Genomic DNA, 24,978 nt, shown 5'->3' on the forward strand with positions numbered 1-24,978 from the left:
TATCTCTTTCTGGGTTATCTAATCCTTTCAAAGATATTCTTCTTCGCTGTGGTCATGAGCGATAGCATGCGCCCCACATTTGAAAAAGGAGACCTGGTACTGGTTCAGACCCTCTCCAAGGAGCCCCAGCGGGGGGACATCATCCTTTTCTCTGGATTTATAGAGCTGGATGAGGAAAAAAGGGAGTTCATAGTCCACAGGGTGTACAGCATCTCTAGAGACGGGACAGTAAAAACCAAGGGCGATGCCATGCCCATGCCTGACCCCTGGATCGTACCCCCCGAAAAGATTGTGGGCAAGGCTGTGATGCTCTTTGGGCAGCCGGTGGTGATAAAGCATGTGGGTGAGAGCCTGATACTGGAGCCTGGCAAGGTAATAACCAATCCCATTGTGCTTCAGTATGTGCTGGGCACAACCCGCAATATGGGACTCACAATCTTTCTGATATTGATAATGCTCTACCTACTCCTCGAAATAAGGGAGCAGAGGCTGAGAAAGGTTGCGAGGTAGCTATTGATAATACTCCCTCAACACCCAGGTGTCGCTTTCAGCAGCCCTGGGCTCTGTATAAACAAAATTCTCCACACCTCCACCGCTGAAGCTCCACATGCCACCACCGCCGCCACCTCCCATGCCACCACCTCCCATACCTCCGCCACCCATGCCATGGCAGACAGAACATGTGCCATGGCAGGTAGAGCACTTATCCATGTCAGCAGAGGTGGCTATGGTAAGGCCAGCGTGATTGGTGGCACGGTGGCAGCCAGTGCAGAAGTCTCCCACCAGCCTTGCAGAAACATTTTGGGCCACCTTGGGATAGAAGTCAGTGGAGTTGTGGCCTCCTTTATCATGGAGCTCATTGGCCGGGGGATATGGTCCTGTGCTGTTGTGACAGGTGGTGCAGATGAGCTTGAGTGCAGCATGTACCGCCGAGGAGTTCAAGTTTGTGTTGTAATAGGGAGCGGAGGCATAAGTATCAAAGCTTGAGTTTTTGTGGCAGCTTATGCAGTATGCATCTGTGGCACCCCCATAGCTGGCATTCTGATGTCCGGGATGATAATCAGAGGTTACTGCGGGGATCGTGGAAGTTGAGACAGTGTTTTCATCTGTAACATCCCCAGCATGCTGGGAGCCATTTGCATTGCCTATACTCCCAAGCTTTATGCGCTCATGGCATCTTATACAGCTTATCTCGTTGGTGTTCTTCCAGTAGTGGGAGCTGCCCCCCTCGTTTATTATTTCCACTGCATAGGTCCTCTGCGGACCGACCACCACATTTTGTATGTCGTATATGTATGTATCGCCTCCATCCGGCGAATCAACTGGATTATAAATAGTATAATTTATCCAGCTGTAGTAAACAAATGTAATGTTTGAGGACTGGTTGGTGTGGCACATAATACACGCTTCATTGGGACCGCGCCTTATCGCAGTATTCTGGGCGGAGATGAAGAGTGGCCTGTGGGCCTCAAAGGTGTTGTTCATCTGCTCCCCCTCTGTTGTGTGGCAGTCGATGCACCTTACCACGGTGGCGGCGTGGCTCTGGGTGCCTGAGGAAATTGTGGTGTTGTGACACCGGGTACAGCTGAAAGTGGAGTGGATAGCTGAGAGGGAGAGATTTCCCGCCTGATTTGGATGGCATTTTGTACAGTCCACATTCTGACCTGAAATAAATGTATGCTGGAGGCTGAATTTTGTACTAACCTGATAACCTGAGAAAATCAGGAGAACAAAAAGCCCGATGAACAGCAATGTGCGATTTTCCATATGTACAACTATAAATACCCGGCAATAAAAAATTTTTGCTATGTTACTTAAAATATTTTACATGGATATCTAGGAGGCTCAATCATAAAGTGGTAAAGATGAGCACATACAATGTAGAACTGAGCGAGAAGCTCGCCCTGTACTCCTCCTACCTAGTGCCCATTGGCATTATAATTCTATCGCTGGTGTCCATATTCAACGATACACTGGTAAATCCAGACATGCGTGCTCTTGTTCTTGACCTAATATTCCTCCTCCTCGGCGCTCTGCTTCTGAGCGGTGCCCACAGGGTAAACTCCAGGTTCAGGAGGAATATGCTTGCTGACAGGGAATTCAGGTACCTTCTGCTGGAAAAATTTGAGCCATTCCTTAAAGAGCTCAGCAGGTATCAGGTTTCTATTGAAGAGCTTTCAGAGAAGGTGGATGCCCTGAACAGGAGGGTATCCTACATCTCAAAAGAAAAGCCAGCCGCTGCGTATCCTCATGCGATGCCCTTCGCCCCAAACATAACCTTCCTTATAAGGTCTCTCTATATGTCCATATTAACCCTCGGGGCCCTTATGTTTCTCTATATCAAGATATCGCCCAACAGCATATATGTGATTATTGTTCTCACATTTCTGTGGTGGTATCTCATCACCGATGAGTACGACCTGTTCAGCGACATTTCCGCCTATATCTTCATAATCTTTCCGGTACTCGTTATACCCATAACAGGTCTCATACTTCTGGCATATTTCGACCTCCAGACACTGCATATCTTCCTGTTCCTGGCCCTGATAGTGTATGTGGCTGGATACTATGCGGTGGCAACATATTATGCAACGGGTAGAATTCCATTCATAGAGAAACCACTGGAGACATACAGAGACGGAGGTAAGGGTTCAAATATAAGAAACGGGGGCTCTGGCAACCCGGTTGACGTGGAGGCGGTGAAGGAGGCCCTTGATAAGCTGATTGGTAAGAAGCCTCCACTTCAACGTGATGAAGAGGATGGAAAAAGTAAAAAATATGAGGCAAATGGAGGTCACTGTAGAAAATGCGGTTATTTGGTTCCGGGGGAGAGTGGTGCTGACAATAGCATGAGGATACCTCTCGACAGAGATACTCTGGCGGAGGCCTTAACCCTCTACCTGACAGTGCAGGAGAAAAATAAAAATGCAAAACTGTTCGACTCCAGCAAGCCACCCTTTGCTCAGAGTTTCCTCAGCGCATTATATGAAAAGCTCAAAAAATTTAGATAGGCGATTGCATGAAGACCACATTGGTGCTTACAGTGTTAGCAGTGTCCCTAGTAACACTTGCCCAGGTATATTCTCAGGAAGAATATACCAAAATAGAGGGTTTAGATCCCCTTGTCAAAAATTTTGCTGGAATGGGACATGGTGGGGGTAAGTGTATATACTGCCATGCCTTCCTCATGTCAGACCAGGAGTACGAGCAAAAATTTCTTCAAGCGGGCTGCAGGTGCCATCAGAGTGACGTGGCCAACGGGTACAATGTGAGAATGAACGACATAAGGGAGAAGCACGATTCACAAACCTGCAAGCTGTGCCATGCTGGCACAAAAAATGTTACCTTCCAGATATATCACCAGAAGGTGCACGAAGGTGTCCCATGTACAAAGTGCCATGAGATACGGAATGTGACAGACTTTACTGTCACCAAGCCAAAGACAACCCAATGTAAAAGCTGCCACAGGTATGATATCCACTATACCCATGCGGATGTGCTGGGTAATGTGTGCAAGCTTTGTCATGGTTCTGCATTTGCTTCCATATATACGAGAGAAGACCTAGAGAGGTTACCCATCAAGGAGGAAATAATCAACAGAACAATTAGTGAGAAACAACCAAAGAAGGAGGTGAAGAAGGTTGGATTCGTTACGATCTCAAAGATTCTTGCTTTTATCATTGATTTTATTTTCTAGCCTGTGGCTGAGTGGCTGTATTGAAATTAAGCCAAAGGAGATAAATGGTACCGCATTTGAGGTGAGAGTCGAAAACCACAGGATAATCCCTGATTCGGTAAGGGTGAGCATTGAACCAGTAGTTTTAAAGGAATACACCCTTCCTGGAGTTGATTACCCTCCCTTCATAGCCTTTAGAGGCTACGTGATACCAAAAGAAAACCCGAATGTCACCCATACAACCTACTGGGGTCTGGTGAAGTATAAGGGTACCGGAAACTACAGGGCGGTGCTGATAACAGAGGACGGGTACAGTCCCAAAAAGGGAGATGAGGTGAGATACTATATCTCTCTGAGGAGCAGGAGCGTGAAGTGGTCGTCCTCTTTCGTAAGCGGATCAACGATACTGGAGTGATGCCATGAGGGCAAATATACTCTTTATCCTCCCACTGGTGTTCCTCCTTTCATTGCCAGGTGTGCTGGCCGCCGGAGGTAAGGCCGTTATAGTTTCGGATGTTGAGGGTCTGGGCAAATACACAGAGGTCGAAGAGCCGGTATATCAGCCGGGTGAGAAGGTCAAACTCTATGTCGAGGTAAACGATGTAGACCATGCAGGTTTTGTGGCTGTGAATTTCTATGTTATTGTATACAACACCAGACTTGAGATTAAGGATGTTATACCGTACAACGTGCGGTACAGGCACCACGTAAGAGATGTGTTCATAACCCCAGAATTCAAAATTCCCGAAACCTGGGAGGAGGGGACGTACTTTATAAAGGTACGTGCCTATGATGTGGCAGATGAAGAAAAGGTCAGGAGGATGTATGCCAGGGGCCTGGAATGGTTTAATCCTGACTACGGTGCAGCCAAATCATTTACCGAGCAGCCGGAGGGTGTTAATGTGGGAGGATACTCCGGCTATCTCAAGAGCGAAACCTTTGCTCAGTCGATACTAACACAAACCCTGAGATTCAAGCTGGTTAAGAGGATTCCAGCTGTGGGAGTTGGGGTCAAACCAACGCGGGAGATAGTCTCGTATCCTGTTAATATATCATATCTCATTGATTCACAGGTAATGGAAAAACCAACATTTATCTCGCAAAGACCATTTACATTCAATTTCTCAATGAGCAGAGGGATACATAATGGCGTGGTGGCTCTTGACTACTTCTTTCTGATAACGAATGATAAAAATGAGCCCATCTATTACTCTCGTTCCACTGTGCGTTACATAAAGTACCCAGCAGACATAATTTCCAATACCTTCACCCACCAACTGTCAGAAGGAAAGTACTTTCTGATAGTCAAGATTTATGACAGAGCCAATCCCGAGCCTCTCAGGCAATTCCTGAGGACTCTGAGCGGTTATTCTGAGGTTTATGATACCAAGAAGATAGATGCGTACAGAATTATAAAAGAGGGCAGAAATGTGGGCGATGTTCCATATTCAACCCTTGGGCTCTTAAAGCCGGCAAGTGAGGAAAACCTTGTTTACTTCGGCAGGATACCCTTTGAGATACTATCTGAGCTTAAGGAGGAGAAGCTCACTGCTCCAGTACTCAAGTTTATCTCCCTCGAACCCAGTGACTTTGTACTCAACCTTTCCCAGCCGTTCTCTGTTAAGGTAAAATTCAAAAATATTGGAAGAGAGGGAACAGTAGATATTATAATGGACATAAAAGGTGAGAAGAGAGGATATCGCCTTAGACAGAGCCTGTTCGCCGAGCCCAATGTGGAGAAGACGGTCGTATTCAACGTAACCCTGCCCCTCACAGAAGGGGCATGGAAGATATCAATTTTTAATTCCACCCTGAGCGAGGTGATACTTGTCCAGAGGCAGGAGGTTATTGAGCAGCTTGAGAGAAATATAACCGCCGAAGAGGAAGAACTTTTTGCTCCTGTTGAAATGGAAAAGCCAAAGACGCCTTTGCTCATAATCGGCTTTCTAATATTAGCCCTTGTGGCTCTGATGCTGGCGTTAAAGAGAAGGTACGGCGGAAGGATACCTCAGGAGTTTGCCCTGCCCATAAAAATTAGCCTTGCGATTCAGTTTATACTCATAATTCTGTACGTGCTGTATTTATATAGATGACTTTATTCCCTTTTGCGAATTTTTTTCAGATTTTCCAGGAAAGTTTTCATCAGGCCGTCGCCATTGGCAGCATAACCCTTCATCTCCTGAAGGTTTGCATATCCGCACATCATTTTAAGGCAGTCGTCACAGAAAAATATGGACTTTCTGTCAATCTCGTAGATGGTACTTGAAAATTTCATGTTGCAGTTATCATTGCTGCAGTGGGGCAGGCCCAGGGTGTGCCCCAGCTCATGAAGTGCTTCTTTAATGAGCCTCTCAAGGAAAAGCTCATAATCACACTTTCTGTTGTAGTACACCTCCCGGAGGCGTACAGGAGAAATTACAGCATATCGTCCACCCAACATCGCCAGCCCAAAGATGTAATCCACACCCCTGACTGTTATATCCTCATTGACTATAGTCAGCACCTTCTCTGCACGTGCCGGATAGCCGTTCAGGTGGTCAAGAAGCCGATCTGCAAGTGCCTGGCCCCTCTCATTGAAATTCAATGGAACTTCAATTGAAGGTGAAATTATTACTTTTCCAAAATATTCCTCAAGTTTATATCTGAGATATTCAAGCCATGGCTCTTGAACCCCACCAGCAGGAAGAATCTCCAGCATCAGTATTTCAGACTACATTAACCCTTTAAAATTTTTTTATATTTATATAACATTTCGTCAAACATTCCAACTAAGAAGAGAAACCCCACTTCTTCATCTCAGCCTTCACATCCCTCTTCTCCCCCTCTATTCTGGCGATCTTCTCCTCTGTCAGGGCGATATACTCCCTGAGCTGCTTCTCCAGTCCCTCCACCCTCTCAATATCTATGCGCGACCTCTCGTTGCTCTCACCTGATAGCGAATCCTTAAAATCGTAGTACTTCTCTATACTCTTCTCCATTATTCTGCGCAGGCTAAAGCCGCCGAGGAGTATCATGGCATCCACATTCTTGCTCTCGGGGGAGGTTACCAGGCTGGTATACCTCAGGATGCCGCCCCGCTCGCCTGCCAGGTTCCGCGCCGCCCACTCGCGGGAGATGTCCTCTAGGTCTTCCTGGGTAATTTCCCCGTTGAGCACCTTATCCTCGGGAGCGATGACTATTATGTAAGCCATGGTGGCTGTGCCTTTATCCAGGGGGACCATTGCACTGTTTGAGGCGCTCTCCAGTATTGCATCAAGGCTCAGCACGTCCGGGTCATTATCCAGGCTGAGGCAGGGTGTGAAGTGGATTGTACCCAGGTTGCTGGGAAGCTGATAGTAGTCGGCGATATCTATGGTGGCACGGGAGGAGTAACTGCTGGGAGCGATAAGCATGTACACCGCCCTTATAATCTCCTGGTTTATCCTCTGGTAGCGCTCCTCCCTCTCTCCGCGTCTTATGCCGAGAACGCGCTCCACCTGCGAATTGTCCACCAGAATTGCAAGCGCAGCATTCTGCTCGCCTTTGTAGCGCAGCAACCTTGAAAGGCCGCATACCGCATTAAAATGCCTCTGCGGAGCCTCAAAGTCGTAAGGGAATATAGTGAGAGCTATAAAGTTGTTTATCCTCTCCATGCCCATACCCGGATTCTTCCTGATTCTGTGCACAATGTAGGGCAGCGACCCATTGCCAGTGCCTCCTCCCAGGGTGGCGATGCCCAGCAAAACATCGCTGCCCCGAAGCTTTAAGCCTGCGATGTACCTGCGAATGTTGTCATAATCCTCCACCGCCTCCCTCTCCCCGAGCACCCAGTTGTTGCCTGCGCCGCTCGGAGCCCTGCCGAAGATGCAAACGCGCTCACGCTTTATCCTATCATACTCCTCCCTCAACTCTGGGCTCTGCGCAAATATCTGCTCCAGCGGCTTCTCCGGCTTTACGTCCGCCGGCGTGGTGTTGAGGAGAAGAACTCTATTGCCGATGCTCGGATTTTTATACTTCGCATAGTAGAGGAAGGCTATGCGGTTTGCCCCCTGACCACTTGCAATGATGCCCCATCTTGTAGTCTGCATGCTTTTTCAACCTTTGAGCTTTAATGCATTCTTCTCAAACTTAACCTCGGGGTGTGCCTCGCTGTAGCGTTTGAGAAAATCTCCGGCATAGCGTACCCTGAGCTCCTCTGCATAGACCTCGCCTTTTTCCCTGAGCTTCTGGTCTATAATCTTTTCTATTGCAGGATAGTTCTTTGCAATCTTTACAGTCTTATACCTTGTGTCAAATTCTCCTGAGAGAACCCTGAGCACGCCTATTGCCTCCCGGGAAAACAGGGAGAAATCCTTTCTGGGGTCCAGTTTTGAGACGTAACTCTCAACACCCCTCCTCCTCACCTTCACCACCCCCTGCTTTTTCAGCTCTTCCTCCAGGGCAACCACCTCCCTTGCCAGAATTCTTGCAAGCTCAAGGGTCAGTCTCTTGGCCTCTTCCCTGAGGGCGCTGAGCTCACCAAGACATCCGGGGTCGGAATAGCCCAGCGCCTTTTCCCTCAGGATGCGCAGTGCGCGTTCCTCCTTTACAAAGTCTTTCTTGCTGAAGCTGAGAACCCGCTCCAGGTAGCTTACAATCTCCTTCCTGGCCTGGAGGAAGGGCTTGGTGAGATAGCTTGCAGCCTCGCTTCGCACCTTCTGAAGCTTTGGCACAACCTCCACGCTGTATTTGAGATTTTTGACAGTTTCCAGCTCCCTTCTCAGGTGGCTCACGTCGGCTATGCCCTCTGCCGTGTCCAGAAGAAACTCTGCCTCGCCGATGCATTTATCCACTATCTTCAGATATCCCTCCTCACCCCGCCTGTGCTTTTCCAGCAGCTCGGCCAGGCTTGCCGAAGGTAGGCTAACTATTCGTCGAAGTTCTTCATACTCCCCGCTCACCGGGAACCCGCTTTCAGCGAGAGTTCTCGCAGCGCCTAAAAGCTCCTCCATCCTTTTCGATGCTGCCTCACCATAGCTCGCAGCAGCCAGCGACTCCAGACTGCGAAGCTGCTGCTCAACCTTCCTGCTCTCCAGTTCTATGGCCGTGAGGGTTACCTTTTCAGTTCTCCTCTCATTTACCTCGAAACCCTTTGTAAAAAATCCTCTGGAGATAAGCTCTCTCTTTATTCTTCTCAGGTCTCTCATAAATGGCTCAACGTCGATAAACTCTGAGGCCTCCTTAATGCCGCTTTCCAGTTTCTCAAGTGCGTCCCTCATCTTACTCAGTATTTCAATTTTCAGAAGCACCACTGTCTTATCTGTCCTGCTCTTCCACCAGGTGTAGAGCAGGCTGGCAAGGAGGACAGAGACTATCACCCCGACTGCAATGTAGGAAACAAAGGTTATTCCAAAGGTTAGAAGCAGAAATAAGCCCGCGCCCAGAGTTGCGAGCACCACCAGGGCGGTTATCACATATTCATTCATGTTTAAGCCTCGCTCTCAAGGAAGTCCTTCTCATATTCCTCCAGCACGCGCAGGGAGATGTCCTTGTACTGGCTTGCGAGCTGACTGAGGGTTTTAAGGCGGGAGAGCTGATTGGGGCGGTAGGTCAGCAGCACAGTCGCCGTCGCCAGGTTGCGCTTTGTCAGGGCAACGCCGAAGTGGGTCTCACCAAGACGTGAATGCTCCTCCATCACCTGCTTTGCCATGCTGGTGTTTATCCTTCCCTGCCGCGTCAGATAAACAGGAGGGATGCGCAGGAGCACAAGGTTCTTCTCAGCATGCTCAGGTCTTACGTCAGCTAGGGTCAGCTTCATAAAGCTCCTGTAGAGGAGGGAGATGACGTCTATCTCCCTGTAACCGCTGAAGGGAAAGATGTAGTGCAGAAAATTCCTTGTCCTCTCAGAGGCGCGTCCAAGGGTGGCAAAGCCAGGGCGAGTACGCTTCCCGAAGGAGAAGCTGGTCGCAGCTATCATGTCTTTCAGGTCAATCACCGGAGCATAGCCCTCGTACTGTGAGGGCTCAACGCGTTCTATCACTGTGCCTATCAGAATGTCGCGGATGCTTCTCGCCACATACTCGTTGTACCGCTGGAACAAACTCTCTGCACTCTCTGCATAGGCGAGCTTCTGGTTGTCCACAAGAATCACAGAGTCCACATGCTCTATGAGCAGATTCAGGCTCTCCACTGCATTTTTTGCTGTGAGCCCGCCTTCGTGCGTCGCGGGAAGCACCACTATGGCGATAACCGGGATGCCCATCTCCTTCAAAATGCCCGCCACTACAGGCCCAGCGCCGCTCCCTGTGCCGCCGCCGAGAGCAAAGGAAACAAAGGCGACTGGCACACCTATCCCCGAGCCCTCCTCGCTCTCAACACTTACCCTCTCCAGAATCACCTCCTTCAGGTTATCCCTGAAGCGCATCGCATCCTCTGCAGCTTTTGCGCGGTTCTTGCCGTAACCTCCGCTCACAAAATGCTCAAATCCAGGATTTGTACCGGGAATAAACCCCCTGTCGCGAGACATACCAATCCAGTGCTCCCGCTTCAGGTTCTTCAGGGTCTGCAGGTCCAGCGTCGCGGAGTTTATGGCCATTGGCACAGCTATTTTGTACATTATCTCGTCGTAAAAAGCAGCATCTATTATTGCTCCGCCGCACTGTCCAACGCCGATAAACGCATATGGCATTTTTCCACCTGTTTGCGTGGGATTAATCTTGTCGGGTTCCCACTTTTATATTTACTTTCAAAGGTCAAATATAAAACATTATTGCATGAACCCAAAGTTGCTTCTCCTCCTTCTGCCAGCCCTCCTGATTCCCCAGGTTCATGCTCAGGACTGTTCTTCACTCCTGGCTGAGGTCCGGGGCTTCACATCACCAGCCTTCGCCGCCTATCCAGAGCTGAGGCAGGTAAAGCAGGATACGCTGCTCCTGCTCTACTCCCAGGAGCGCGCTGCATGCGGTGATGAGCTTCTTGGCTTTGCCTCCTCCTCCCTTGAGTATCTTAAAGCCATGGATGAGGCATATTTCCTCGTGAGCAGGGCTGAGATAGAGTCTCAGAGGGAGGGCATAGCCAGGGCAATTGCGGCTGAGAGGTTCATCTCTGCGATGCGCTCCTCTGGTGCTGGCCTGGGAATAATCGCTCAGGATGCTGTGGCAGGGGCTGAACAGGGAAGGGAGAGCTTCCTTCTGTCCAGGGCGATGAGCTTTGAGGGCAGGGCGGAGAAGGCAGAGAGCACAAGGCTCAAGCTGGCAAATCTTGAGATGGCAATCGCAAGTTATGAGGCGGCAGATGCCCTCCAGGCGAAGAGTCTGAAGGTCAGGAGACAGGCTCTGGAGGAGAAGTACATAGCTGACATGGTGGCAGCGCAGGGTTATCTGAGCGATGCCAGGGCTCTGCTCGGGCGCGCAGAGAAGCTTGACAGCAGTTTTCCGGGCTTTATGGACGCCTATACATTAACGAGAGAGGCCAGGATAAGTCTCGCCAGGGCTGAAGAGCTCTACAAACTTCATCATGAGAGGGAGAAGCTGGCGGAGGTTGAGGACAGCTCCGCCACAACCGAGGAAATCTACTCCTCCGCCAGGAAGAAGATTCTGCTACTCTTTGGTGTTGTTTCTCTGGTTCTTACATCGCTTTCAGTGTACATCCACAGCAGAATACTACGCTGGAAGAGGGATACCTATGAGTGCTATCTTGGCAATGAACTTGTGGGGGCATAGTATGCGCGCCCTGAGCGCTCTTCTCGTAATGTTCCTGCTAATTGCCGCCCCTGCAAGCGCTCAGGTTACAGCGAGCTTTGGATATGACGAAGTTGAATTTTACTTCGACAAACCCAAGGATGAGGTCTCCTACTTTGAGACCAATCTCACGCTGTGGTTCTCCAACGCGGACAATGAGAGTGCAGCCATGGTCTCAAATCTGGAGGCAAAGCTCTACGGCGAGGCGGTGGATAAGGGCATGAGCGTCACCCTGGAGAAGACCTCTCTCAGGATTGAGCCGGAGGATAGCTCCTACCTCCTGATTTCCTTCCGTGCACCTCCAGGTGTGGCGGAGGGCAGCTACGACGCAAAGCTTGAGGTTAAGGGCGACTACACCTACCTCACCAAAGGAGGGTCCTACTCACTGCTGCGTGAATTCCACATAACAGTCAGGATTGAACATCCACCACCCACTCTGGAGGCAACCTGGGACCTTGCGGAATGGGGCAAGCTCAGGGCAGGGCAGAGCTTTGAGCGCACCCTCACGGTGAGGGAGATTTACGGCTATGCGGGGGCTAGCAATGTTACTCTCTACCTCTCCAGGAGAGGACCTGTTAACCTTACCCACCCCCAGGATATTGGAGATATACCCGCGGGAGGCTCAAAGAGTGTGAAGGTCAAAATTCAGGTGCCGGAGAGGCATCTCAGACCGGGAGACTACTGGGTTGCCCCGAGGATTGTGGGGGAGTATCCGGCAGAGGTTGCGACCCGGGAGCAGGCCAACTACACCATACCCAGACCTGAGATGAAGCTTTCCAGCACCAGGATAAACTTCGGCAGGATAACCTTTGAGGTGGGGAAGGACGCTGCCACGGCGAGCATAATCGTCTCTGAGACGGGAGGCTACACACCCATTGAAGGGCTGAAGATATCGCAGGTGAAGGGTGAGGAGGGATGGGTGGCCCCCTCCCGGATTGACTATATCCCTCCCGGAGGCAATGCCACGCTGAATTTCACACTGCTCCTGCCCCCCGATGCGAGCCTGGGTAAAAAAATATGGATTTTCTCAATAGCCGCAGGATATGCAGGAAGCGCCGAGATTCTGGGGAAGGCCACTGTGTACTTCCCGGGTCTGGAGGAGGCGGAGCGTTCTCTGGACAAGGTACCTTCGCTGCCCTACCCGGAGGCCCGGGATGTTGTGCAGAACCTGCGCGGGCTGGTGATGGGGGCAAAGGAGGCAACAGAACTCAGGGAAATAGCGATGGTCATGTCGGTGTACAGCGGTGCCACCTCTTTCCTGAATATCCTCGCGGGTGCTGAGGGTAAGGATGAACGCGTTGAGCGCATTATACTTGCAAGAGGCAGCCTGAACAGGGCGAAGATAGGCAGTGAGGGGCTGGAGGACAAAAACCTCAGGAAGTACGCAATACCCGTGGTTGAGGCGCTCGAGGAAGTGTGGAGCAGAGAGGCACGCAACGCGGGAAGAGCCCTTGAGAAGGAGATAGAGGAGAGGGGTGACTACCGCAGTGCTGTGCTGGATTACAAGAAGCTCAAAACCCTTTATCTGTACCTCGGCGATGCCGAAAAGGCAAAGGAGTATGCCACAAAGCAGGAGGAGATGGAGCGTGCATACTTCAATGCACTGTCTGAGGCAATGTCCCTTCTTAAAGCCTCTGAGCAGGAGATGGAAGCAGCTAAAGGGCTCAGCTTCAATATAAAGGAGGTATCTATTGTTGTCAACCCCTTCCACTACGAGAGGGTTGTTGCCCACTACCAGAAAGCCATCTCCAGCGTTGAGAGGGCAAAGATTCTCCTGGAAAGGGCCGGCGAAGGTGAGGAGGCAGAGCTGCTTCAGGTGAAGCTGGAGGAGCTCAGGAAAGGTAAGCGCACCCTTGAGGGGATCTTCAGGGGCTATCTCGGTCTTCTCACCCTGTTTTTCCTGTGGTTTGTGGCGAGGGCAACCCTTGGCTTACTGCGCTGGGTTCGCGATTCAGAGGCACTTGCAGAGGGCGATGTACTCCTGGGGGGTGAGGGGTGATTAGATTTTTGTTTTCCAGTCGGACTTAATTGTTGAGTCCACGCAGCCGAACTCAAGTGTCTGTTTAATGTCCCCATCTTCCAAATTCGGGCAACCCTCAAGAAACTCTCCTAACAGTCCCGACAGCAGCAATTAATTTTTAAAATTAGTTTTAGAGTAATTTGACTTTCAAGTCAGATACTTCAGCAATATCAAGAAAATCCTCGTCTCTGGTAAATAATCCCTCATTTCTGTTTATACAAATTGAAGCTATCAAAATATCTGCAAAAGGTTTAGGCTTGCCATTCTTTCTTAAACGTTTCTGAAGTTCTACTGCAAGCAGAACATCTTTTCTTTCAATTGGAAGAATCTTACCATGAAGTCCCATATACTCTGTAAGTGGTGGATACTCAACTAGAGTAACTTCGGTTATATTCTCCAAAATTTCAATGGCGTTCTTCACGCGCTCAATTGCTATGCTTGTATCTATTACACTCATTCTAATCTTGCTTTTTCTTTTACTCTCATTTCTTTTAAAAATTTAAGCTCAGTGTCCATATCAAATTCAACATTCTCCGTATCTGGATACTTCAATTCTAAATACAACCTATACAACTCAGGATTTGCATAATCTCCACTGATCCTTTCAAGTAACTTTTCCAGAAACATCTTTTTCAACTCTTTCATAATATTTGGGTCCACCCATTCAGGAATCTCAATTACAGCTTTCGGCATATTTTTAGACAAGAATGCTACCGTTAATAAATCCTCTTGAAGCACAAATTTTGTGCTAGTACTTCTTCAAACATCTTTTCATTGACAATTTGTTTCTGTTTTGCATATACGTTCTCAGACAATGCTCCCCCTGAGCCTTGAGAGCACCTCCTCATTGCTGAGCATGTCCTCAACACAGGTAAGGAGGTATCGGGATAGGAGGAAGAAAGCCTGAGCCTCAGGTGAGGGGCTCCTCTTCCCCCTCTCAAAGAGCTTCTTTGAAATCTGCCACAGGGACGCAGGGGGATAGGTGGATACCTCTCTTATCATGGATGTTATCCTCCTGTCCGTCTGGAAAATCTCCTCCTCAATCCCCTCCTCTGGAAGCCCTTCAAGGAGCATGCTCAGGGCTTCTTCCAGGGAAAACTCAGGCGCTCTGCAGTTCGCCGGGCCGGGCTTTCCTGAGCTCCTGTAGAGGGCGATGTTCTTCCAGTCCTGCATGGCTTCACATATAAGGGGTACGGTCTCCTCAGCGGCAGTTAAAAGAGCACTCACATGTGCCGGCGATTTTCTGAACTCGGGGGTTATGACAAGGGCGCCGATGCCCTCAATAATCACATATCCAATACTTCTGAAGTACGCCGGCAGGCAGGGGTCGTGGCCGGCGACGCGCTCATAGGCTTCATCAATGGCGCTGCGGAGCTCTTCCAGACGTTCTTCCTCCTCTCTGCCCAGGTGGTGTACCGGCTCAAGCTCCACATCGACCTCACTGCTCACGCCTCTAAGGGTAAATTCACTGGCGACTGGTTTAAATCCCTCCTTTTCCACTGAAATAGAGACGCGCCCCGGTTTAACTCTGAAGGTGGCAATTCCTCTGTCGTCGGTTGTCTCCCTGTGCTTCTCAAGCTCTACAGAAGCTCCCGAAACAGGCGCCCCGCCCTTTGAGCTTTTAACCCTTACGTGCAGGGTGGGAAGGACCTCCTCATGCACCTGCTCCTCTGCCATTGGCCTGGGGGACTTCCCCTTTCTGAGGAGGAAGAACAGCACCGCAGCAGCAAAGACGAATAGGGCAATAACCCCCGCCTTTCTGCCCGAAAGGCCTGCCAGTCTCTCTCCGGCGAGGGGTATCGCCAGTATCCTTTCCCCTGAGATTATGAAAATTCTGCTCGCATTGGGGCTAATTGTGGCATAATCCACGCCCTTCCGGGGATAGTATCTCCATATAAGCCTGCCCTTTTGGGCATCGTACAGCTCCACGCTATCCCGGGAAGCTGCAAGCAGGTGACCGCCCGCTGCGCTGAGAAGGCTCATGTTCTGCGCAGGTGTTATATTCCAGAGGGGCCTCCCTCCTGCATAGGCGTGAATCCCGGCTCCGGTGAGGGTAAACAGGGTCTCGCCTTCCATGGCAAGGGCAACCACAGGTCTCCCAAAGCTGATATTCCAGACCGGAGCGCCGTCGTAGGAGAGCACATGCACCCTACCATCCTCCGCCAAACCTATACTATAGCTGGACATTTCAAGCACAGCGGCCTTAAAACCCAGCTGCTTTGTCCAGAGCAGAGCACCCGCTGTGTTGAAGAGGTAGAGCTTGCCTCCTGCCACCACGCTGACGCCCCTGGATGAGGCGGCGATGAGCTCAACATTAGTATCGATGCTCGCATTCCACACCCTCTTGGCACCGTGATAGGCTGAGAGGAGGTTTCCCTCAGCAAGCAGGAGCTGTTCATCTGAAGCCGAGATGAGGGGCTTTTTTCCTGTGCTCACCGTGCCCAGCATATCCCCTGAGAGGCTGAGGATGTATACCTTCTTTCCGGCGGCCACAACCAGGCTTTGCAGCGTGGCATCCACCTCTTCGGGCTGGCGTGGTGGCACTATCTCATAAAACTCTGGCCTGGTAAGCGAGTTGTTGACAAGTCTGACATTTACAGCGGTGGCAAAGCTCCGATTTGCAAAGCTCACCACAACCTCTATGGGATACTCACCCTGAGATATGCCTGAGGTGTCCCAGACGTAGGGCAGAGACTCTGCAACGGGGGTGGCGTTGATTCGCACAACTACCGTCGCATTCTCCGGCATGGTCCTAGCGTTGATTGTTATACCCTCCCCCACGCTGAAGACTTTACCTGCCTCCGGAGAGGTAATCTCAGCATAAAGCGCGGGTGTGGTGTTGAGCACCTCTATGTCTGCGAAGGCGAAGGCCACTGCACAGCGGCCCTGAGAGGGGCATGGGGAGCACAGGTTGCTCGCCCTGATGTCTGAGGCGAAGCTGCCGTCAAAGGCGAAGACTGCCGTCAGGGTGTAGTCCCCTGGCTCCGGGGGTGCAAAGAAGCTGAACTCCACGCTTGTGCTCTGGTTGGGAATGGCTGTACCTGAGTAGAGCCTTGCTATCTCACCCCTGCTCCAGTTTCCAAAGAGGTTGACCCTTGCCTCGCCGGAAGCATGGCTGCCAAATTTCCAGGTGAGCGTGCCCCTTATGCGCTGCAGCGGGGCAACGCGTATGCTGCTCTGCACCCCCTTTGTGCCGGGGTCAAGGTCCAGGGACGAGAGGGTCATCACCTCCAAGTTCTTCCCCGGAGCAGCGTAGTAAACATCCCTGGGGCAGGTTGCATAAACCTGAGGAAGAACAAAGGCGAGGAGGACAAGAAGAGCAACCTTTCTGAACATGCACATATCTTTTGATACCCCTCCCTTATGAATTTTAGCAGAGTTCGCCCTCGGCGAAGCCCTTCTTCAGCGCCTTGATTCTCACCTTAACCCTCTCGCCCTTTGCGGCCCCCTTGATAAACACCTTAACCCCATCAATATAAGCTATTCCCTCGCCGCGCCTGCTCACCTCCTCAACCTCCACTTCGTATACCTCGCCCTTCTTCACAGGGGAAAAGCCCTTCGCTATGAGGTAAATCTCTGCGCTCCCGCTACGGCTCGCCTTGGGTTTGGTGAGCTTTACAAAGGAGAAGCATCGCTTAACCCTCGCCACAAGCTCCTCAATGAACTCGCCCTGAAACACCTTCACCAGCAGAGCGCCTCCGGGGCTGAGATGTTCCTCCGCTATGCTCAATGCCTTTTCGCACAGCTCCACACTTCTCGCATGGTCAATACTCCACACTCCGCTTATCGCTGGAGAGGCATCGCTTATCACAGCCTCACAGGTCGGTATAACTTGCCTGAGCTTTTCTCTCACCTCCGGGGAGGTGAAGTCGCCCTTTATAAACACCACATTCTCGTAGGGCAGGGGCTCTATGTGCTGGAGGTCCACACCCACCACAAAGCCTGAGTCGCCCACAATATCTCTTGCGACCTGCGTCCAGCCTCCCGGTGCAGCCCCCAATTCCAGCACACGATAGCCGGGTTTCAGAATCTTAAAGCGCCGATTCAGCTGCATAAGCTTGTATGCGGCGCGGGAGCGGTATTTTTCATGCTTTGCCTTTCTGTAATAGTAGTCCCTTCTTTTCTCAATCAGCCAGCGCTTTCCCATATTCCTAAGCTCAATGTTAATCATGGCGGTTATTATTGGAAGAACATGGAAAGACTTCTATACCTGGGATGCATGGTTTACAACCGCTTTCCCGATTATGAGCTCTCGGCAAAGGCGGTGCTTTCAAGGATAGGGTTCAGGCTTAGAGACTTTCATGAGTTTGCATGCTGCTCCTCCACCTTTATACCCTCTCTGAGCGACGACTGGATTTACCTAGCCGCCTACAACCTTGCCCTCGCTGAGAAGCGCGGTATGGATATAATCTCGCTTTGCGGAACCTGCACCTCCACGTTGAAGCGAACAAACCTCGTGCTGCAGGACGAGGGGCTCCTGCGGAAGGTGAACTCACGCCTAAACGAGGTGGGGTTGAGCTATTCGGGCGGGGTCAGGGTAAACCACCTGCTGGAGGTACTCAGGGAGAAGGAAGAGGAGATAGGGGCACTGGTAACGCATCCTCTGAGGCTGAAGGTTGCGCTGCAGCATCCCTGCAACGTCTTCCGCCCCAGCGAAGTGGCGCGCTTTGACAGCCCCTCCAGCCCAAAGGCAATGAGAGAGATTGCCGTCCTCACAGGCGCAGAGGTTGTGGACTACGCCGGGGAGTACGAATGCTGCGGCTCCACACTGCTTTTAACCTCTGAAGCACTTGGAATCTCCGCTGGCAGTAACAAGCTTGCCTCCGCCCGAAAGGCGGGGGCACAGGCTATGGTGGTGGCCTGCGGCAACTGCGCCTATCTCTTCGACAGGTATAAGGAGAGGATGAAGAAGAGCATGGACACTGAGCTCCCCACACTGTTTCTCACTCAGCTTCTTGGCCTGGCCTTCGGGCTGGGCAGGAAGGAGCTTGGACTAAACATAAGGAGGGTGGAGCTTGGGTGAGTGTACCCACTGCGGGGCCTGCAGAGAGGTGTGCATAGCCTTTAAGCTCGGCGTGCCCACGGGTGCGAGTGTGCTTGAGCGGGAAGATATCTTCACCTGCGCCGGGTGCTGGAAGTGCATTGAGGCGTGTCCTGAGGGTGTGGACATATACAGGCTGATGGTCGAAGCGAGGAGGAAAGGCGAGCTTCCGGAAAGCTTCAGAATCGGTGTGAAGAATATCCTTGACACCGGCTACGCCATGCCGGTACGGGGGATAAATGCGATACGCGAGATGCACCGCCTGCCGGCGATTGAGAAGGTTAAGCCGGAGGTGGTGAAAAAACTCCTGCGCGGGGTTGAATCAGCCTGAGTCCTCTATCAACCTGAATGCCTCTTTAACCAGTCTCTTGTGGTGCTCCTCAGATTTCATGAGCTCTGCAATAATCCCTTTAAGCTCTTCATCCTCCAGCTCATTGTAGAGTTCCCTGTAGACCTCCCGGGCATTCCTCTCTATATCTGCGAGGTTGCGAAGGACAGAAATTATATCATCAAAACTCATCTTTATCCCGCCCTCTAACTATCTCCATCATCTTGAGTACCGCCACCTTGTGCCCCTTGGATTCCTTTCGAATTACATCTATTATTTCAAGGATGCGTGTCTTCTTCTCCTCCGGCAGGTCGCTCTTCTCAACAATCTTTCTCAGGGAGCGGGTTATAAACACCACCCCCTCATCCTCCAGCTCAGCGATGTTCTCAAATTTTTTGAGCAATCTCTGTTTTGATATCATATCCACCCCACCATGCCACGATCTAATTTAGATTGACAACTAATTAATTTAACATTAAACCTTTATATAGCCTTGCATCTCATACTTTAGCCTGATGGTGGGTGTAGATACTGAGTTCATAAAAATGCTGCTCATCTCTGCGCTTGTTGGCGGCTTACTGGGCGTGGAGCGCGAACTCAAGGTTCAGGTAATCGCAGGTACGCGCACCTTTATGCTGATTTCAATCACGGGTACGCTGAGCGTGTATCTTGCAGCAAAGGTGGCCACACCCTGGGTCATGAACCTTACCCTTCTGGGGGTTGTTTTTCTGGTGCTACTGCTGGGGATAATAAAGAACTTCAGAACATTTGACGTGGGCATAACCACGCCCGTGGCTTTCTTCCTGGCATACCTGATAGGCATCCTGGTGGGGCTCGGGCTGTACATCGAGGCAATAAGCGCCAGCATACTCATTACCAGCATACTGGTGTTCAAGAAGTACACCACCATCCTCACCGAAGCCCTGGGCCATGAGGAGATGCGCTCAGCCATGGAGTTCGGTCTAATAGCCTTTGTGCTCTACCCGGTGATGCCGGATTATCCGATTGACCCGCTGGGGTTGATAAATCCCAAGATGCTGGTGCTTGCTGTGATTGTTGTCTCAACTATAGGCTTTGCGGGCTTCCTTACGCTGCGCCTGGTTGGGCTTGAACTTGCCCTCACCCTTGTGGGAGGGATAGGTGGACTTGTGAACAGTCAGGCGACAATAAGCGCCCTATCTGAGAAAGTCAGGAAGAGCGCCGAAATCGCACCCAATGCGCTCAGGGGAATGATTCTGGCCAATGCCGTCATGCTGGCAAGAAACCTGGCTCTTGCAAGCTTCCTGAGCATAGAGCTTTTAAGATTTCTGCTTCTGCCAACCCTGGCGATGTGTCTGCTCGGCGCTGCCCAGAGTTTTCTGATAAAGACCAAGAAGAGCCTTCGCGAAGTTGAGCTACCCCTGGAGTCGCCCTTCGCAATCCTGCCCTCCATTAAGTTCGCCCTCATCTTTGGTGTTATAACCATAGTTTCCCACTATGCCCAGAGTCTGGGTGCGGGGGGCGTCTACATAACAGCCCTCGCCGGAGGCTGGGTTTCCAGCGCGGCAGTTGTTGCGTCGCTTGCATCCCTTGTATCCATGGGCAAACTCGAAGTTGAGGTGGCCGCCCTCGGGGGTGTTCTTGCCATGATTGCGAGCAGCATCAGCGGTGCTTTCATAGCCAGGATGAGCGGTACCTCCGAGCTGGCTGGAAGATACCTGCGCGTTGTGCTTTTGAACATCTCAGCCGGCATCGGGGTGGCTGTGCTCATACTCCTCAGGTAGCTATGCGCAATTCTTTCTATTGTTACTCTGGGCCATGTAGTTGAAGGATAATGCAGGATCTGGAAGTGTTTAAGGAGCAGGTAAGGCACAACTGCGAAATAAGCAATGCTCACTTCTGGGGGATTTATTCAATATGCGGGCTCCTGATGAGACTCCGCAGCCTGTACAGGTTTGAACACTCCCTCAAACCATGGGAGAGGATAGACTCGGCTAAGCTTATGGAGTGGATAGGCGGTAAGGAGGAGCTCTGGCAGAGTCTAAAGGGCAGTAAGCTGGAGCCCTTCCACATTGATGGTGAGGTGATAGACCCCTTCGACGTCAAAACCGTGGAGAGACACATTCCCCGGGAGCTGTGCTACGGCGCTGGCTACGCAGCCGCAATGAAGCCCAGCTTCTTCCTGGGTGAGCTTGGAGATAGCTACACTGAGCACGGCTTCAGGGTGAATGTTGTGGAGCGCGAGATGGTGCGCGATTTATTCTCCTCACCAGCGATGCTCAGGGAGGATACTATATATCTCCGCCTCCAGGTGTTTGAGGAGTACCTGTGGGAGAAGATTGAAGAGCTCCGGCTTGGCAGGGCTAGGGCTTCGCTGAGGGATGCCTTTGAGTACTACGGTGTGGGCAGGGAGGAACTCCGGCAGCCTTCGGCTCTGGAGGAAGAGGTCAGGAGGATAGCAAGGGAGGAGAGCTATGCACTCGTCGCCCACGAGATCGGCGAGGCTCTGGAGGACAGTTTTCCAGAGGAGCTCTGGCGGAGCCTGGTGGACTCTTCCCAGTTCATGGAACGCCTTACCCGGGGTGTTCGTGACCTCCTCGCTGACACCCACACTGAGGGCATGCTCTCGGCGATAATCAGGCGCAAAAGCATAGCCTCGCTTGCATTCTACACAGCAGCGCTGCACGGCTTCAGGAGGGAGCTTTTCCCTGAGATCTTCGAAGCCTATGTGGAGGCCAAGAAGGGCGACTGGAGGAGCGTTGAGAGTGCCGCCAGAGCTGTGCGCTCGCGTGCACTTGAGTGTGTGAATATCCTTGAGGAGATTAACAGCAGCTCCCAGGGGAAGGACGAGGCCTGGCTTCGCCGCCAGACAAGGGAGAAACTTCTGCAGCCTTTGGGGATAAATTTATAAACCCCTTCGCTCAAAAATAAGATGCTTAAAAAGGATAAGGATGGGATCGATAAGGAATGGAGATATGCACTGTTTGCGGACTGCCAGAGGACCTGTGCATTTGTGAAGAGATTGCAAGGGAGACTCAGAAAATTACCATTTCTCTAGCCAGGCGCAAGTTTGGAAAGTCGATGACCGTGGTGGAAGGTATAAGCGAGAAGTCTATAAACATCGTAGACCTTGCAAAGAAGCTCAAGGGGGAGCTTGCGTGTGGAGGCACTGTCAAGGATGGAAGGATAGAGCTTCAGGGAGACCACCGCAAGCGGGTGAGGGAGTTTCTCATAAAGCACGGCTACTCTGAGGATCTGATTGAGGTGAGATAGCTGGGATGCACGCCAGGCAGGTCATCGAGGCCGCGCTTTTTGTTTCTTCAGAACCTGTGTCTGTGAGTAAGCTTGCAGAGGTCTGTGGTCTTGCCACGGATGAGGTTCGTGCGGTTGTTGAGGAGCTGCGCAGAGAGTATGCCTCCCGGGGCAGCGCCATTGAGATTCGAAGTATAGGTGATGAGCATTATCTGATGCAGGCGAGGGAGGCGCTCTCAGGGATGCTGATTGAGCTGGTAAAGCCCGCGGTTGCTCAGGAGGTGCTGAAGACGCTCTCGCTTATAGCACTCCGCCAGCCTATTACCCAGGCGGAGGTTGTAAAGGCGAGGGGGAGCACCGCATATGCACACATTAAAGAGCTGGTTGCCAAAGGCTTTGTCTTTGCCTCACCTGCGGGCAGGACAAAGATGCTCACAACCACAGAGAAGTTCTCTGACTATTTTGGCTTCAGCCGGGATATAGCAGAGGTAAAAAAACAGATAGGCGAGCTCCTCATGAGGAGGTGATGTCGCTCTTCAGCTTATGCACCTGCCTTCTTATCTTTTCGCCTTCCCTCTTCAGAGTGGAGATTTCTTTTTCAAGGGACTTGACTTTCATGTAGTGATAAACGTTCAGTAAAAGCAATGCAAGCACAATTATGTATATTATCCAGGGAATTGAACCTGCCATATATACACCTGTTTTAAAAGGTAAAGCGTAACATTAAAATAGGAATTCGTCTATAGTGACGGTGGTTCGGTGGTTAGGTTGAAGTACGATGTTGCAATAATAGGCGCTGGCCCTGCGGGGCTCTTCGCAGCTTATGAGTTTGCGGAGAAGAGCAAGCTCAGAGTGGTTGTTATAGACATGGGTAAGGATGTGGATAAGCGTACCTGTCCGATGGAGAAGACGGGCGTATGCGTCAAGTGCAAGCCGTGCAATGTTATGAGCGGCGTGGGCGGTGCCGGTGGGCTGAGCGACGGCACCCTGAACCTCCGCCCCGATATAGGTGGCAATCTCTACGAGTTCCTGCCTGAGAAGGAAGCCTGGGAGCTGGTTCACTACGTGGACAGCATATATGTGAAGCACGGCACGCCCAAGAAGCTCTACGAGGCCACGAGCAAGGAGGAGGAGGAACTCTCGCGCAGGGCGGCAAGCGCGGGCATGGAGTTTGTGCAGATACCCCAGCGCCACATAGGCAGCGACCACACACCGGAGGTTATAAAGAGCATAGCGCAGCACCTGCGCGAGAAGGGTGTAGAATTCCTTCTTAATACTCAGGTTGAGGAGATAACCCCTGAGCTCGAGCTCGTTCTTTCCGGGGGAAGGAGAATTAAGGCACGCTACATTATCGCCGCCCCGGGGAGAAGTGGCGCCCCCTGGATGGTGAATCAGGCGCAGAAGCTGGGCTTAAAGATACGCCACGGCCCCATAGATGTGGGAGTTCGCGTAGAGGTACCTGCGGTTATAATGGAGCCGGTGTGCAGGATAAACCGCGACCCCAAGTTCCATATTATAACCAAAACCTACGACGACTTTGTGCGAACCTTCTGCGTCAATCACCGCGGCTTTATGGTCAAGGAGAGCTACAAGAGCTACGTTGGGGTTAACGGGCACTCGCTGCGCGATAAGCAGAGCGAGAATACCAACTTCGCCTTCCTTACGCGGATTGAGCTCACAGAGCCTGTGGAGAACTCCACCGACTACGGGGAGAGTATTGCGCGCACCGCTACGACGCTGGGCGGGGGCAACCCCCTGATTCAGCGCCTGGGCGACCTGCGCAGGGGAAGGCGTTCCACCTGGAAGCGAATAGACTCGGGTCTGGTTAGACCCACGCTGCGCGCGGTGACGCCGGGGGATATAGCAATGGTCATGCCCCACCGCATAGTTACAAACATCCTCGAGGGTCTGGAGCGTCTGGATAAGGTTATTCCTGGAGTTGCCAGCGACTCCACGCTTCTATATGCCCCTGAGATAAAGTACTATGCGATGCGCGTCGAGGTGGGCAGGAGCATGGAGACGAGCATACCAAACCTCTTCGTGGCCGGCGATGGCGTGGGGGTTTCTCGCGGAATAATCATAGCCTCGGCAACAGGAATACTCGCTGCGAGGGGGATAATGGAGAAAGCCCTTGCCTAGGGTAAAATAGACAAAAGTAAATATACCATGGGACAAACTCTGGCTAGGTGGTCGCATGGAGCACATATTTCGCGCTTATGATGTTCGTGGCGTTTTTAACGTGGAGGTTACGGCGGAGGCTGCCGCGCGGATAGGCATGGCCTATGGCACCTACCTGGGCGGCTCTGGCAGGGTGCTCGTTGCAAGGGACTCTAGGGTGACGAGCGAGATATTTGAGCGTGCCTTCTGCTCGGGTCTGGCCTCCACAGGCGTTGATGTGTACCTCACAGGCATGCTTCCCATACCTGTGGCAAACTTCGCCACAGCAAGAGGCTACGACGCCGGGGCCTATATCACCGCTTCCCACAACCCCCCCGAGTACAACGGCGTTCGTTTTCGGCGCGGCGATGGCACAGGCTTCACTAGGGAGAACGCCGAGGTGAAGGAGATCTTTTTCAAAGGGAGATTCAAGCTTCCCAGCTGGAGGGAGGTTGGCGAGATAGTTGAGCTGAACCCCCGCCAGACTCTGCGGGAGTATTCGGACTGCCTCCTCTCAAAGCTGAGCCTTGAGCGAGAGCTCAGGGTGGTGCTGGATGCGGGCAATGGCGCCGCCGGTGTAATTGCGCCCTACATATTTAGAGAGGCGGGGGGAAGGGTTGTCACGCTCAATGCCCAGCCGGACGGCACCTTCCCGGGACGAAAGAGTGAGCCCAATGCTGAGAGTCTGGTCGATTTAGCCAAGACGGTGGCGAGCATAGGCGCTGCCTTCGGCGCAGGTTATGACGGCGATGCTGACCGCGTTGTCTTTGTGGACGACCTTGGCAGGGTGGTGCAGACAGAGAAGGTGGGCATAATCATCGCCCGCGA

27 protein-coding genes are annotated in these 24,978 nt (G+C 51.7%); 15 read left to right on the top strand and 12 right to left on the bottom strand.

Features of this window, described 5'->3' with window-relative positions:
* Nucleotides 1–510: signal peptidase I (locus ACXJJW_RS01695; protein ID WP_456473986.1), on the top strand; the 510-nt coding region annotated here is incomplete at its 5' end.
* Here ACXJJW_RS01695 and ACXJJW_RS01700 read toward each other — a convergent pair.
* Nucleotides 511–1,767, bottom strand: a complete 1,257-nt coding sequence (locus ACXJJW_RS01700; protein ID WP_456473987.1) for a hypothetical protein — start codon at nucleotides 1,765–1,767, stop codon at nucleotides 511–513.
* A gap of 98 nt (nucleotides 1,768–1,865) precedes the next feature.
* On the opposite strand from ACXJJW_RS01700, the gene ACXJJW_RS01705 reads away from it, so the two are divergent.
* From ACXJJW_RS01705 to ACXJJW_RS01720, 4 genes are all read left to right on the top strand, one after another.
* Nucleotides 1,866–3,011, top strand: coding sequence for a hypothetical protein (locus ACXJJW_RS01705; protein WP_456473988.1), 1,146 nt, complete (start codon nucleotides 1,866–1,868; stop codon nucleotides 3,009–3,011).
* A gap of 8 nt (nucleotides 3,012–3,019) precedes the next feature.
* The gene (locus tag ACXJJW_RS01710; protein ID WP_456473989.1) at nucleotides 3,020–3,697 is read left to right on the top strand and encodes a hypothetical protein; all 678 of its coding nucleotides are present in this window, start codon (nucleotides 3,020–3,022) and stop codon (nucleotides 3,695–3,697) included.
* Nucleotides 3,698–3,758: 61 nt separating this feature from the next.
* On the top strand, nucleotides 3,759–4,091 hold the full coding sequence (locus tag ACXJJW_RS01715) for a hypothetical protein (protein ID WP_456473990.1): 333 nt from the start codon (nucleotides 3,759–3,761) through the stop codon (nucleotides 4,089–4,091).
* Nucleotides 4,092–4,095: 4 nt separating this feature from the next.
* Nucleotides 4,096–5,769 (top strand): hypothetical protein, encoded by a 1,674-nt coding sequence (locus ACXJJW_RS01720; RefSeq protein ID WP_456473991.1) that lies wholly within the window; start codon nucleotides 4,096–4,098, stop codon nucleotides 5,767–5,769.
* Nucleotides 5,770–5,771: 2 nt separating this feature from the next.
* Here the strand turns inward: ACXJJW_RS01720 and ACXJJW_RS01725 are convergent, their stop codons facing one another.
* The 4 genes from ACXJJW_RS01725 to ACXJJW_RS01740 form a co-directional block, all read right to left on the bottom strand.
* On the bottom strand, nucleotides 5,772–6,374 hold the full coding sequence (locus tag ACXJJW_RS01725; protein ID WP_456473992.1) for an archaemetzincin family Zn-dependent metalloprotease: 603 nt from the start codon (nucleotides 6,372–6,374) through the stop codon (nucleotides 5,772–5,774).
* A gap of 70 nt (nucleotides 6,375–6,444) precedes the next feature.
* Nucleotides 6,445–7,743 (bottom strand): FtsZ/tubulin family protein, encoded by a 1,299-nt coding sequence (locus ACXJJW_RS01730; RefSeq protein ID WP_456473993.1) that lies wholly within the window; start codon nucleotides 7,741–7,743, stop codon nucleotides 6,445–6,447.
* Between the two features lie 6 nt (nucleotides 7,744–7,749).
* Nucleotides 7,750–9,120: a hypothetical protein gene (locus ACXJJW_RS01735; protein WP_456473994.1), complete on the bottom strand. Its 1,371-nt coding sequence runs from the start codon at nucleotides 9,118–9,120 to the stop codon at nucleotides 7,750–7,752.
* 2 nt (nucleotides 9,121–9,122) lie between these two features.
* Nucleotides 9,123–10,322: an FtsZ/tubulin family protein gene (locus ACXJJW_RS01740; RefSeq protein WP_456473995.1), complete on the bottom strand. Its 1,200-nt coding sequence runs from the start codon at nucleotides 10,320–10,322 to the stop codon at nucleotides 9,123–9,125.
* An 85-nt stretch (nucleotides 10,323–10,407) separates the two neighbouring features.
* Between ACXJJW_RS01740 and ACXJJW_RS01745 the strand changes: the two genes are divergently transcribed.
* The gene (locus tag ACXJJW_RS01745) at nucleotides 10,408–11,355 is read left to right on the top strand and encodes a hypothetical protein (protein WP_456473996.1); all 948 of its coding nucleotides are present in this window, start codon (nucleotides 10,408–10,410) and stop codon (nucleotides 11,353–11,355) included.
* Nucleotides 11,318–13,372, top strand: coding sequence for a COG1361 family protein (locus tag ACXJJW_RS01750; RefSeq protein WP_456473997.1), 2,055 nt, complete (start codon nucleotides 11,318–11,320; stop codon nucleotides 13,370–13,372). Before ACXJJW_RS01745 ends, ACXJJW_RS01750 begins: the two co-directional genes overlap by 38 nt.
* Nucleotides 13,373–13,523: 151 nt before the next feature.
* Here the strand turns inward: ACXJJW_RS01750 and ACXJJW_RS01755 are convergent, their stop codons facing one another.
* From ACXJJW_RS01755 to ACXJJW_RS01770, 4 genes are all read right to left on the bottom strand, one after another.
* On the bottom strand, nucleotides 13,524–13,850 hold the full coding sequence (locus ACXJJW_RS01755) for a type II toxin-antitoxin system VapC family toxin (protein WP_456473998.1): 327 nt from the start codon (nucleotides 13,848–13,850) through the stop codon (nucleotides 13,524–13,526).
* Nucleotides 13,847–14,086: a hypothetical protein gene (locus ACXJJW_RS01760; protein WP_456473999.1), complete on the bottom strand. Its 240-nt coding sequence runs from the start codon at nucleotides 14,084–14,086 to the stop codon at nucleotides 13,847–13,849. Before ACXJJW_RS01760 ends, ACXJJW_RS01755 begins: the two co-directional genes overlap by 4 nt.
* Nucleotides 14,087–14,200: 114 nt before the next feature.
* On the bottom strand, nucleotides 14,201–16,729 hold the full coding sequence (locus ACXJJW_RS01765) for a carboxypeptidase regulatory-like domain-containing protein (protein WP_456474000.1): 2,529 nt from the start codon (nucleotides 16,727–16,729) through the stop codon (nucleotides 14,201–14,203).
* A 34-nt stretch (nucleotides 16,730–16,763) separates the two neighbouring features.
* Nucleotides 16,764–17,564 carry an RlmE family RNA methyltransferase gene (locus tag ACXJJW_RS01770; RefSeq protein ID WP_456474001.1) on the bottom strand — a complete coding sequence of 267 codons (801 nt, stop codon included), beginning with the start codon at nucleotides 17,562–17,564 and terminating at the stop codon, nucleotides 16,764–16,766.
* A 21-nt stretch (nucleotides 17,565–17,585) separates the two neighbouring features.
* On the opposite strand from ACXJJW_RS01770, the gene ACXJJW_RS01775 reads away from it, so the two are divergent.
* Nucleotides 17,586–18,416, top strand: a complete 831-nt coding sequence (locus ACXJJW_RS01775; RefSeq protein ID WP_456474002.1) for a CoB--CoM heterodisulfide reductase iron-sulfur subunit B family protein — start codon at nucleotides 17,586–17,588, stop codon at nucleotides 18,414–18,416.
* Nucleotides 18,409–18,765: a (Fe-S)-binding protein gene (locus ACXJJW_RS01780; RefSeq protein WP_456474003.1), complete on the top strand. Its 357-nt coding sequence runs from the start codon at nucleotides 18,409–18,411 to the stop codon at nucleotides 18,763–18,765. The genes ACXJJW_RS01775 and ACXJJW_RS01780 overlap by 8 nt, the downstream gene beginning before the upstream one ends.
* Here the strand turns inward: ACXJJW_RS01780 and ACXJJW_RS01785 are convergent.
* The gene (locus tag ACXJJW_RS01785; RefSeq protein WP_456474004.1) at nucleotides 18,757–18,954 is read right to left on the bottom strand and encodes a hypothetical protein; all 198 of its coding nucleotides are present in this window, start codon (nucleotides 18,952–18,954) and stop codon (nucleotides 18,757–18,759) included. The genes ACXJJW_RS01780 and ACXJJW_RS01785 overlap by 9 nt on opposite strands.
* Nucleotides 18,944–19,183, bottom strand: a complete 240-nt coding sequence (locus ACXJJW_RS01790; protein ID WP_456474005.1) for a hypothetical protein — start codon at nucleotides 19,181–19,183, stop codon at nucleotides 18,944–18,946. Before ACXJJW_RS01790 ends, ACXJJW_RS01785 begins: the two co-directional genes overlap by 11 nt.
* A 94-nt stretch (nucleotides 19,184–19,277) precedes the next feature.
* On the opposite strand from ACXJJW_RS01790, the gene ACXJJW_RS01795 reads away from it, so the two are divergent.
* From ACXJJW_RS01795 to scpB, 4 genes are read left to right on the top strand one after another with little or no spacing between them, the layout of a single operon-like run.
* Nucleotides 19,278–20,525, top strand: a complete 1,248-nt coding sequence (locus ACXJJW_RS01795; RefSeq protein WP_456474006.1) for an MgtC/SapB family protein — start codon at nucleotides 19,278–19,280, stop codon at nucleotides 20,523–20,525.
* 50 nt (nucleotides 20,526–20,575) lie between these two features.
* Nucleotides 20,576–21,652, top strand: a complete 1,077-nt coding sequence (locus ACXJJW_RS01800; RefSeq protein WP_456474007.1) for an Sfum_1244 family protein — start codon at nucleotides 20,576–20,578, stop codon at nucleotides 21,650–21,652.
* Nucleotides 21,653–21,708: 56 nt separating this feature from the next.
* A complete protein-coding gene (gene yciH, locus ACXJJW_RS01805) occupies nucleotides 21,709–22,014 on the top strand; it encodes a stress response translation initiation inhibitor YciH (protein ID WP_456474008.1) in 306 nt (101 codons plus the stop codon).
* Between the two features lie 5 nt (nucleotides 22,015–22,019).
* A complete protein-coding gene (gene scpB / locus ACXJJW_RS01810; RefSeq protein ID WP_456474009.1) occupies nucleotides 22,020–22,520 on the top strand; it encodes an SMC-Scp complex subunit ScpB in 501 nt (166 codons plus the stop codon).
* Here the strand turns inward: scpB and ACXJJW_RS01815 are convergent.
* Nucleotides 22,507–22,683, bottom strand: coding sequence for a hypothetical protein (locus tag ACXJJW_RS01815; protein WP_456474010.1), 177 nt, complete (start codon nucleotides 22,681–22,683; stop codon nucleotides 22,507–22,509). The two genes, scpB and ACXJJW_RS01815, sit on opposite strands and share 14 nt — an antisense overlap.
* Nucleotides 22,684–22,761: 78 nt before the next feature.
* Between ACXJJW_RS01815 and ACXJJW_RS01820 the strand changes: the two genes are divergently transcribed.
* Both ACXJJW_RS01820 and ACXJJW_RS01825 read left to right on the top strand, forming a co-directional pair.
* Entirely contained in the window at nucleotides 22,762–24,132 is a 1,371-nt protein-coding gene (locus tag ACXJJW_RS01820; RefSeq protein WP_456474011.1) for an NAD(P)/FAD-dependent oxidoreductase, read from the top strand.
* Nucleotides 24,133–24,187: 55 nt separating this feature from the next.
* The coding region (locus ACXJJW_RS01825) for a phosphohexomutase domain-containing protein (protein ID WP_503417196.1) at nucleotides 24,188–24,978 on the top strand (791 nt) is incomplete at its 3' end.

This window comes from Candidatus Pyrohabitans sp. (genome assembly GCF_054014795.1).

Coding starts and splice junctions, on each gene's coding strand:
- ACXJJW_RS01725 (WP_456473992.1), bottom strand. CDS start 6,374: ATGCTGGAGATTCTTCCTGCTGGTGGGGTTCAAGAGCCATGGCTTGAA.
- ACXJJW_RS01785 (WP_456474004.1), bottom strand. CDS start 18,954: ATGAGTTTTGATGATATAATTTCTGTCCTTCGCAACCTCGCAGATATA.
- ACXJJW_RS01770 (WP_456474001.1), bottom strand. CDS start 17,564: ATGATTAACATTGAGCTTAGGAATATGGGAAAGCGCTGGCTGATTGAG.
- ACXJJW_RS01815 (WP_456474010.1), bottom strand. CDS start 22,683: ATGGCAGGTTCAATTCCCTGGATAATATACATAATTGTGCTTGCATTG.
- ACXJJW_RS01710 (WP_456473989.1), top strand. CDS start 3,020: ATGAAGACCACATTGGTGCTTACAGTGTTAGCAGTGTCCCTAGTAACA.
- ACXJJW_RS01790 (WP_456474005.1), bottom strand. CDS start 19,183: ATGATATCAAAACAGAGATTGCTCAAAAAATTTGAGAACATCGCTGAG.
- yciH (WP_456474008.1), top strand. CDS start 21,709: ATGGAGATATGCACTGTTTGCGGACTGCCAGAGGACCTGTGCATTTGT.
- ACXJJW_RS01800 (WP_456474007.1), top strand. CDS start 20,576: ATGCAGGATCTGGAAGTGTTTAAGGAGCAGGTAAGGCACAACTGCGAA.
- ACXJJW_RS01720 (WP_456473991.1), top strand. CDS start 4,096: ATGAGGGCAAATATACTCTTTATCCTCCCACTGGTGTTCCTCCTTTCA.
- ACXJJW_RS01765 (WP_456474000.1), bottom strand. CDS start 16,729: ATGTTCAGAAAGGTTGCTCTTCTTGTCCTCCTCGCCTTTGTTCTTCCT.
- ACXJJW_RS01730 (WP_456473993.1), bottom strand. CDS start 7,743: ATGCAGACTACAAGATGGGGCATCATTGCAAGTGGTCAGGGGGCAAAC.
- ACXJJW_RS01705 (WP_456473988.1), top strand. CDS start 1,866: ATGAGCACATACAATGTAGAACTGAGCGAGAAGCTCGCCCTGTACTCC.
- ACXJJW_RS01740 (WP_456473995.1), bottom strand. CDS start 10,322: ATGCCATATGCGTTTATCGGCGTTGGACAGTGCGGCGGAGCAATAATA.
- ACXJJW_RS01700 (WP_456473987.1), bottom strand. CDS start 1,767: ATGGAAAATCGCACATTGCTGTTCATCGGGCTTTTTGTTCTCCTGATT.
- ACXJJW_RS01795 (WP_456474006.1), top strand. CDS start 19,278: ATGGTGGGTGTAGATACTGAGTTCATAAAAATGCTGCTCATCTCTGCG.
- ACXJJW_RS01735 (WP_456473994.1), bottom strand. CDS start 9,120: ATGAATGAATATGTGATAACCGCCCTGGTGGTGCTCGCAACTCTGGGC.
- ACXJJW_RS01755 (WP_456473998.1), bottom strand. CDS start 13,850: ATGAGTGTAATAGATACAAGCATAGCAATTGAGCGCGTGAAGAACGCC.
- scpB (WP_456474009.1), top strand. CDS start 22,020: ATGCACGCCAGGCAGGTCATCGAGGCCGCGCTTTTTGTTTCTTCAGAA.
- ACXJJW_RS01775 (WP_456474002.1), top strand. CDS start 17,586: ATGGAAAGACTTCTATACCTGGGATGCATGGTTTACAACCGCTTTCCC.
- ACXJJW_RS01760 (WP_456473999.1), bottom strand. CDS start 14,086: ATGCCGAAAGCTGTAATTGAGATTCCTGAATGGGTGGACCCAAATATT.
- ACXJJW_RS01750 (WP_456473997.1), top strand. CDS start 11,318: ATGAGTGCTATCTTGGCAATGAACTTGTGGGGGCATAGTATGCGCGCC.
- ACXJJW_RS01745 (WP_456473996.1), top strand. CDS start 10,408: ATGAACCCAAAGTTGCTTCTCCTCCTTCTGCCAGCCCTCCTGATTCCC.